This window comes from Salinihabitans flavidus (genome assembly GCF_900110425.1).
In the GTDB taxonomy this organism is placed as follows: Bacteria; Pseudomonadota; Alphaproteobacteria; order Rhodobacterales; family Rhodobacteraceae; genus Salinihabitans; species Salinihabitans flavidus.
In genome coordinates, this window is record NZ_FODS01000059.1 from 1 (window position 1) to 7473 (window position 7473).

General features: G+C 61.6%; 9 protein-coding genes. 7 read left to right on the forward strand and 2 right to left on the reverse strand.

The genetic code is table 11. The features are described from left to right. Window positions 1–85 precede the first annotated feature (85 nt). From tnpA to tnpC, 3 genes are read left to right on the forward strand one after another with little or no spacing between them, the layout of a single operon-like run. Window positions 86–451: an IS66-like element accessory protein TnpA gene (gene tnpA / locus BMW66_RS19555; protein ID WP_093120836.1), complete on the forward strand. Its 366-nt coding sequence runs from the start codon at window positions 86–88 to the stop codon at window positions 449–451. Further along, window positions 448–795: an IS66 family insertion sequence element accessory protein TnpB gene (tnpB, locus tag BMW66_RS19560; RefSeq protein WP_093120838.1), complete on the forward strand. Its 348-nt coding sequence runs from the start codon at window positions 448–450 to the stop codon at window positions 793–795. The genes tnpA and tnpB overlap by 4 nt, the downstream gene beginning before the upstream one ends. Before the next feature lie 59 nt (window positions 796–854). Beyond that, the gene (gene tnpC / locus BMW66_RS19565; protein WP_093120839.1) at window positions 855–2363 is read left to right on the forward strand and encodes an IS66 family transposase; all 1509 of its coding nucleotides are present in this window, start codon (window positions 855–857) and stop codon (window positions 2361–2363) included. 84 nt (window positions 2364–2447) lie between these two features. Here the strand turns inward: tnpC and BMW66_RS19570 are convergent, their stop codons facing one another. Next, window positions 2448–2960 carry a hypothetical protein gene (locus BMW66_RS19570; protein WP_093120841.1) on the reverse strand — a complete coding sequence of 171 codons (513 nt, stop codon included), beginning with the start codon at window positions 2958–2960 and terminating at the stop codon, window positions 2448–2450. A 529-nt stretch (window positions 2961–3489) separates the two neighbouring features. Here BMW66_RS19570 and BMW66_RS20725 point away from each other — a divergent pair. The 4 genes from BMW66_RS20725 to BMW66_RS19590 all read left to right on the forward strand — a co-directional run bounded on the left by BMW66_RS20725 (window position 3490) and on the right by BMW66_RS19590 (window position 6225). Further along, window positions 3490–3702 (forward strand): glycine zipper 2TM domain-containing protein, encoded by a 213-nt coding sequence (locus tag BMW66_RS20725; protein WP_425441344.1) that lies wholly within the window; start codon window positions 3490–3492, stop codon window positions 3700–3702. A gap of 385 nt (window positions 3703–4087) precedes the next feature. After that, complete coding sequence (locus BMW66_RS19580; RefSeq protein ID WP_093120843.1) at window positions 4088–4747, forward strand: rhomboid family intramembrane serine protease; 660 nt, start codon at window positions 4088–4090, stop codon at window positions 4745–4747. Between the two features lie 232 nt (window positions 4748–4979). Then, entirely contained in the window at window positions 4980–5834 is an 855-nt protein-coding gene (locus BMW66_RS19585; protein ID WP_093120844.1) for a CPBP family intramembrane glutamic endopeptidase, read from the forward strand. Between the two features lie 4 nt (window positions 5835–5838). Beyond that, window positions 5839–6225, forward strand: a complete 387-nt coding sequence (locus tag BMW66_RS19590) for a serine hydrolase (RefSeq protein ID WP_245729572.1) — start codon at window positions 5839–5841, stop codon at window positions 6223–6225. A 529-nt stretch (window positions 6226–6754) separates the two neighbouring features. On the opposite strand, the gene BMW66_RS19600 is transcribed toward BMW66_RS19590, so the two are convergent. Next, window positions 6755–7473 (reverse strand): DDE-type integrase/transposase/recombinase (locus tag BMW66_RS19600; protein ID WP_139196191.1); only part of this gene is annotated, 719 nt, incomplete at its 5' end.

The following is a 7473-nucleotide window of genomic DNA, read 5'->3' on the forward strand; positions in this document are numbered from 1 at the left end:
GTAAGCGTCCGGCGTCACTGCTCTGCCGCGCATAGAGGGTGATCGATAGTGTCCACTACGAGATAGTGGACACTATGGGGGCGTGATGGCGCGTCGGACGAAGCGGCTTTGGACGGACGAGGAGAAGCGGTCGATCTGTTTGCAGACGACGGCACCGGGCGTGTCGGTTGCGCGTGTAGCACAGCGTTACGCGATGAACGCCAACCTGATCTTCAAGTGGCTGCGCGACCCGCGCTATGCGCCAGAGCCCTTGGCGGAGCCAGATGCGGCCTGTTTCCTTCCCGTCGAGATCGTTGATCGCCCCATGCACGACGATAGCAGCGCCGCCACAGACGCCGTCCCCCCGACAGGCGCGATAGAGATCGACACCGCCTGTGGTCATAAGCTGCGGATCAGCGGGGCCTACGATCCCGAGGCGCTGGCCCGGCTGATCCGGGGTCTATCCGGATGATCCCGGTTCCGACGAACACGAAGGTCTGGCTGGCGGCAGGCGTGACGGACATGCGGCGCGGGTTCACCACGCTCGCGGCCCAGGCGGAGACGGTGCTGAAGCAGGACCCGTTCACCGGGCACATGTTCGTCTTCCGCGGTCGACGCGGTGATCTGATCAAGATCATCTGGTGGGATGGCCAGGGTGCATGCCTGTTCAGCAAGCGTCTGGAGAAGGGCCGGTTCGTGTGGCCGTCGGCGAAGGAGGGCAAGATCGCGCTGACGCCGGCGCAGCTGGCGATGCTGCTGGAAGGGATCGACTGGCGTCTGCCACAACGAAGCTGGACGCCTCTCAAGGCGGGATAAATCGGTCCCGATGGCGGGTTCGGGATTCCTGTCTCACTCCTGTTTTGCTATGATTAGCCATGCTGGACGTTGCCAAATCCCTGCCGGAAGATCCCGAGGAACTACGACGGTTCACGGCGCTTCTGCTTGCCGAGGTGAAGTCGCAGGCGATGCTGATAGAGAAGCTGCGTCACCAGCTGGCCGGTCACCGCAGCCATCGCTTTGGCACCTCGTCGGAGACGATCGAACAGCTTCAGCTGGCGCTCGAGGCGAGCGAGGTCGCCGTCGCCAAGATGACCGCGAAGCTGCGGCTCCCGGATGAAGAGGAGAAGGACAAGCCGAAGCGCCGTCCCATCCCCGATCACATCCCGCGCCAGGAGATCGAGCTGATCACTGGCGACGAGGACTGTGCCCATTGCGGCGGAACCCTTCGCCGCCTCGGCGAGGATGTGACCGAAGAGCTGGAGTATGTGCCAGGCCGGTTCATCGTAAACCGGATCGTCCGTCCCCGCATGGCCTGTTCCGGTTGCGAAGCCTTCACCCAGGCTGCTTTGCCATCGCGACCGATCGAGCGCGGTCGCCCCGGCCCTGGCCTGCTGGCCCATGTTCTGGTCTCCAAATACGCCGACCATCTGCCGCTCTATCGCCAGAGCCAGATCTTCGAGCGCGAGGGGCTCGACCTCGACCGTTCGACACTGGCCGATTGGGTCGGCAAGTCCACCGCACTGCTGGAACCGCTCGCCGATGCCATCGGGCGGCATGTGCTGGCCGGACAGGCGATCTTCGCGGACGACACCCCGGTGAAGATGTTGGCGCCCGGCACCGGCAAGACGGCGACAGCGCGTCTCTGGGCCTATGGTCGGGACGAGCGGCCTTGGAATGGCGATGCTCCACCCGCCAGTTGGTATTGCTTCTCGCCCGATCGGAAAGGCCAACATCCGAAGGATCATCTGGCAAGCTATCAAGGCTGGATGCACGCCGACGGCTATGCTGGGTTCGAGGACATCTACCGATCCAGCGACATCCACGAGGTCGCCTGCATGGCCCATGTCCGGCGCAAGTTCGTCGATGTCCACAGGGCCCAGGGGTCGGCCATCGCCGACGGTGCCATCCGACGCATAGCGCAGCTCTATGCGGTCGAGAAGGAAGCGCGAGGATCGCCACCTGACCAGCGCGTCGAGATCCGGCAGGCGAAGGCGGCGCCGATCTTCGACGAATTGGAAGGCTGGCTACACGACCAACTGCCGACAGTTTCGGGCAAGTCGCCGCTGGCCATGGCGATCCGATATGGACTGACGCGCATGAAGCGGCTTCGGCCCTATCTCGACCACGGCTTCCTCGAACTGGACAACAACACGGCCGAGCGCGCCATGCGATCGGTGGCCATCGGACGCAAGAACTACCTGTTCGTCGGATCGCAGACCGGCGGCCGCGCCGCCGCCATCGCCTACACCCTGATCGAGACCGCCAAGCTGAATGGTGTGGACCCGCAGAGATGGCTCGCCGATACGCTGGCCTGCATCCCCGACTACAAGATCACCCGCGTAGATGATCTCCTGCCTTGGCACTGGTCGAATAAGGCGGCCTGACCGGACGCTTACGAAAAAAATAACCCCCGCGCACGTATGCGCGAGGGCAAGATATTGTCTCTCGGAAGAGAGCGCCACAAACGGTCAGGCGCGGTCGTCAATGACCACGACGACCTCGCTGTCCGACTTGATCTGCACCGCAACCACCTGATCGATGTGGTAGCCTTCAGCCTTGACGGCCGCTTCGATCTGTTGGTTGGAGCGGACGGCTTCTTGTGCCGAATCGGTTTTCATCTTCTCCGCGGAAAGGGCCTCGTCAAGCGCGGGCGCATCTGTGTCGGCGTTCCCTTCAAGGCTCGAGACAAGAACCGTGTCGACCTCGATTTCACCCTCGAGGGCTTCAATCTCGCCCGGCTCTGCGGAATTGCCGGCCTTCAGGGTTGAGGTCAACTCGCCATAGGTATTGATCTCGGCCAGTCCGTTTCCTGCGGAAGCACCAGTGCGCGTGTCCGCGCTGGCAGACGCACTGCCGCCGGCGTTGTCCGAGGTTGAAGCGCCTGCATCAACGTCTACGTCTACATCGGCCGCATTGGCGAAGCCAACGGGTGCAGCGGCAAGAATGGCGGACATTGCCAGGCTCGTTGCATTGAGTCGCATCAGATAATCTCCTTCGTCTGGTGGTCTCCAAACCGGCCCAACGGGCCAGTCCATGCGAAAACGCGCGGTGTGCAATCAGGTTCCGGGTCTGTTCGCGAGAACGCGGATCACCGCCTTCACACCGTTGATTCGGCGGGAAACTGCCGTAAAAGCTGGCGCCTCTATCCCCGGGCGCCCCTCAGAAAGAAGAAAGCCCCGCCGGCAAAAGCCGGCGGGGAGGCAGGGACAGGTTGCGAGGGCCGGGATACGCAAGAAAGTGCGTTCCGAGGGGAAGGGAGTTTGCCCTCGCTTCCATCAATACAATGCGCGGGATGATGAAAGGTTCCATGCCGGTTGCACATCCCTGGGCGCCAGATGCTTTTGCCCGACAATATGGAACAATACTCTGACAATCACGTTGCGTCAGTGATGCCGGTATTCCGTCCGACGGGATCAACGGGCACAAACAACATTAGAGGAGCATGAGATGAAGACTTGGATTATGGGTTTGATCGCATCTGGCGTTTTGGCACTTTCCGGCTGTCAAGCAATGTCCCCCGAAGCACGCACCGTAGCCGGCGCGGCCGGTGGCGCGGCGGCCGGTTTGATCACGGCTGACGCCTTGGATGCAAGTGACGAATGGCGCCTGATCTCTGCGCTTGGGGGCGCCGCAGCGGGTACAGTTGTGGCACAGAACACCCAAAACAACACATGCGCCTACGCCCGAGGTGACGGCACCTATTACCGGGCAGCATGTCCCTAAAGCTGCATAGAGGCCTCAGTGGGAGATTGACCCGCGGTCCGTGTCACCGGTGCTGGACAAGGGATTGCGAAGATCCGATGACGCGGATTAGGCAAAGCTCCATGCGACGTCAGGACCATGGGAGGCCTTTGGACAATGCGTCGGCGCCGGCCATCTGATTGATTGCCGGCGTCGATCAAGCAACGCCGACGGTTCGGACCGGAGCAGATCAGGACTCGCCAGAAGGTTCCCCGACTACGGTTGCAGGTCGGCTATCGCCTTCATACGGGGACCGGATCGAATAATCGGGCAAAGGATACCAAATCCGGCCCATATACCCCATTGACGTGAACCGATCCAACGGTTCGTCCTTGGCCCTCTCGCCGCGAAGGGCTATCTCCCGGACATGAGCTTTACATTCCCACGAGACCGGCAGCCGCCCCGTCAGGCGCCTCAGGCCGGCGCGCCGAGGTTCCTTTGGATTCTTGTGGGCGTCATGGCCGCGATCGAACTGGTTCTGAGCCTTTCGCAATCCGGCGTTTTCGGGCCGGAGAACCTGCGATGGCCCGCCTTCGTGCTCGGAGCATTCTGGCAGCCGGTTCTCTCGGGTGCGGTGCCGCCGGTCTATCCGGGTCAGACCGTCCTGATGTTCATCACTCACGCCTTTCTGCATGGCGGGATCATGCACCTTGCCCTGAACGGCGTTATCCTGCTGTCGCTGGGAAAGTTCGTCTCGAACCATGTCGGGGCGGGCAGGACACTGCTGGTTCTGTTGCTGTCGGCTGTCGGCGGTGCGGCCTGTTTCGGACTGATATCCTCCAGCACCGCGCCGATGATCGGCGCATCCGGCGCGGCCTTCGGTCTGATCGGCCTTTGGCAGGCCACGGATTACCGGATGCGGCGGCGATCCGGGCTTGCGTTGCAGCCGGTCGTCATGGCGATCCTGGCGCTGGTCGTCGCCAATATCGTCTTCTTCGTGGTCCTCTCCGGCGGCCTCGCCTGGGAGGCGCATCTCGGCGGGTGGATCGCTGGCTGGCTTTCGGGGCAAAGCTTCGCGCGGCGATGAAGGTCAGTGCCGGAAATCGAAAGAGTCGGCTGAAGAACTGGCCAACACGACATACCGCTTCGCGCAGAGCAAAAAACCACGCCTTGCAAAGCTGGGGCAAGGGGTTGGCGCGTTACGTCCATTTTCGTTCGCGCAGAAGCGAGACCTGCAAACGTTGATCAAGATCAGCGACGGTCACTTTCAGACAGGCTAAGCTGCGTTTCAGACTGGTCCGCTCCGCAGAGAGTTTTCAATGCAAACTGAGCCACGGCAGATTCGCCCGATTGGAATACCATCCTCGGCGCTCGCCGCCTTCCTCGGCATAACCTTTGTGATCACCTGGGGGCTGATCGGGGTCTACATCGTCGCCCCCGAAGTGGCGACGGCCACATTCGGCGAGATCAGTGGCTCGCATCCGTTCTTTTTCGTGGCGACATGGTCACCGGCACTCGCGGCTTTCGTGGTTCTGTTTTTCTATTCAGGCAAATCCGGTATCCGGGCCTTCCTGTCCCGGCTCCTCCTATGGCGGTGCTCCGCGGGCTGGGTGGCCTTCATCCTGCTTTTCCTGCCGCTGGTGTTCGTTGCCGGTTCGCTTATCAAGGGCGGTCCGGTCCTCGCGCCGTTGCCGCCCGAAGGGGTGGGCCCGGTCGTGGCGGTGCTCTTCATGATGCTCCTTCTGGGCCCGATTGAGGAATTCGGATGGCGCGGGGTGATGCAACCCTTGTTGCAGCGGCATATGGCGCCGATCTGGACGGGCCTGATCATCGGCGCGACATGGGGCTTATGGCATTTGCCGGCGTTCTTCCTTTCCGGCGTGGTTTTTTCCGACTGGAATTTCCTTCCGTTCTTCATCGGCAACGTGACGCTCGCGGTGCTGATCACACCGATCTTCAACAGCGCGCGGGGCAGCCTTCTGTGGCCTATGCTGTTCCACTGGCAACTGATCAACCCGTTCTGGCCCGATGCACAGCCCTGGGACACGATTCTTCTCGTCGTCGTGGCCGTCATCGTCGTGTGGTGGAACCGCGCCACGATGTTCTCCCGTGAGGGCGCCGTGACCGAGGTCGTGCCAGCAAGCCGCGGTTCCGCCACCACGGCGGCGGAGTAGACGGATGTGCAAGATTATCGTCGCAGCCGGCATGATCGCAATCGTGAGTGCGGTCACACCCGCAAGGGCGCAGGGCGCCACCGACCTTTCCGCACGGCTGGAAGCAACGCTTGAAGTCGTCCAAGGACGCTATGGCTTTCTGGGCGCGACCGTGGCGATCGTGTTGCCCGATGGTACGGTGGCAACCGCCGCGACTGGCCTTGCCGATGTCGAAAACCTCCGCGCCATGACCCCCGAGACCCTGATGCTCGCGGCAAGCATCGGTAAAACTTTCGTCGCGGCGACGGTTCTGGCGCTGGAAAGCGAGGGGCTGCTGTCGTGCGCCGATCTGCTGGCTGATCATCTGGGTAACCGGCCGTGGTTCGGCGACCTGCCAAACGCACACCCATGAAAGATGAAAAGTGCAAAACCGGACCAACGCGCCCAATGCCATATCGTCAGCCGGGTGACAGCATACCACTGAAGATAGGACCAGGTCAGCGCGCGTTCGACGAGACCAACGTCATCCGTCCCCGCCAGACCGACCATGAGACCTGCGATAGCGAGACCGAACCCCGCCGTGGTGACATAAGCATAGCATGCGAGCGCGGGATGCACACGGAGCCGTCGTCCTGCGAACAGGATACCGATCAGGATGGCGAAGCCCATCGGAATCGCGATGAAATAGCGATGAAGATGTGCAGCGTCCCCCCGCAAGCTTGTAAATGGCCTGCAGCCCTGATCGCAGGGAAGGAAGAGCGTCAGGATCACTCCGACCACGCCCGTAAACCCCATTAGCAGTGGGCCGGCAAGCTCCGGCGCTCCCCGCTGGCAGTCCCTGATGAAGCCCGACCCCGAAGGGGATGACTGTACGTCGTCAGATAATTTGGGACGCTTGAGCGGTTTTCGGATTGGAGGCTCTGGCCCATCCTTGATTTAGATTATGCGGTTTCAGTTTCGTGGCGCAAGCGCCGCGTAAGCATGGTTTTGCGTTTGATCTCCTCTCGCTGTTTCAGGATTTTCTCTCCCCTGCCGAAGTAGACGTCGGCAGGCGTCAGGTTGCCCAGGCACTCGTGGTACCGGCGGGTGTTGTAGTATTCGACGAAGTCCCTGATCTGGCGTTCGAGATCCCCGGGCAGGAAGTAGTGCTCGAGCAACACGCGGTTCTTCATGGTCTGATGCCATCGCTCGATCTTGCCCTGGGTCTGCGGGTGGTAGGGCGCGCCGCGGACATGGTCCATGCCCTTGTCGTCGAGATAATCTGCCAGGTCGCCCGCGATGTAAGATGAGCCGTTGTCGCTGAGCAGTCTTGGTTTGGCGACAACGGTTGCGCTGTCGCAGCCCGAGACGTCCAGTGCCAGGTCGAGCGTGTCGGTCACATCCTTTGCCTTCATCGTCGTGCAGAGCTTCCAGGCGATGATGTATCGGCTGTAATCATCCAGAATGGTCGACAGGTAGAACCAGCCCCACCCCAGGACCTTGAGATAGGTGAAGTCCGTCTGCCAGAGTTCGTTGGGCCGCGTGGTCCTGTCTTTGAACTCGTTCGCCGCCTTCATCACGATATGCGCCGGTGCCGTGACCAGATCTTCCGCCTTCAGGATCCGGTAAACGGATGATTCCGAGACAAAATTTTTCTTCTCGTCAGTGTATTTTACTGCAA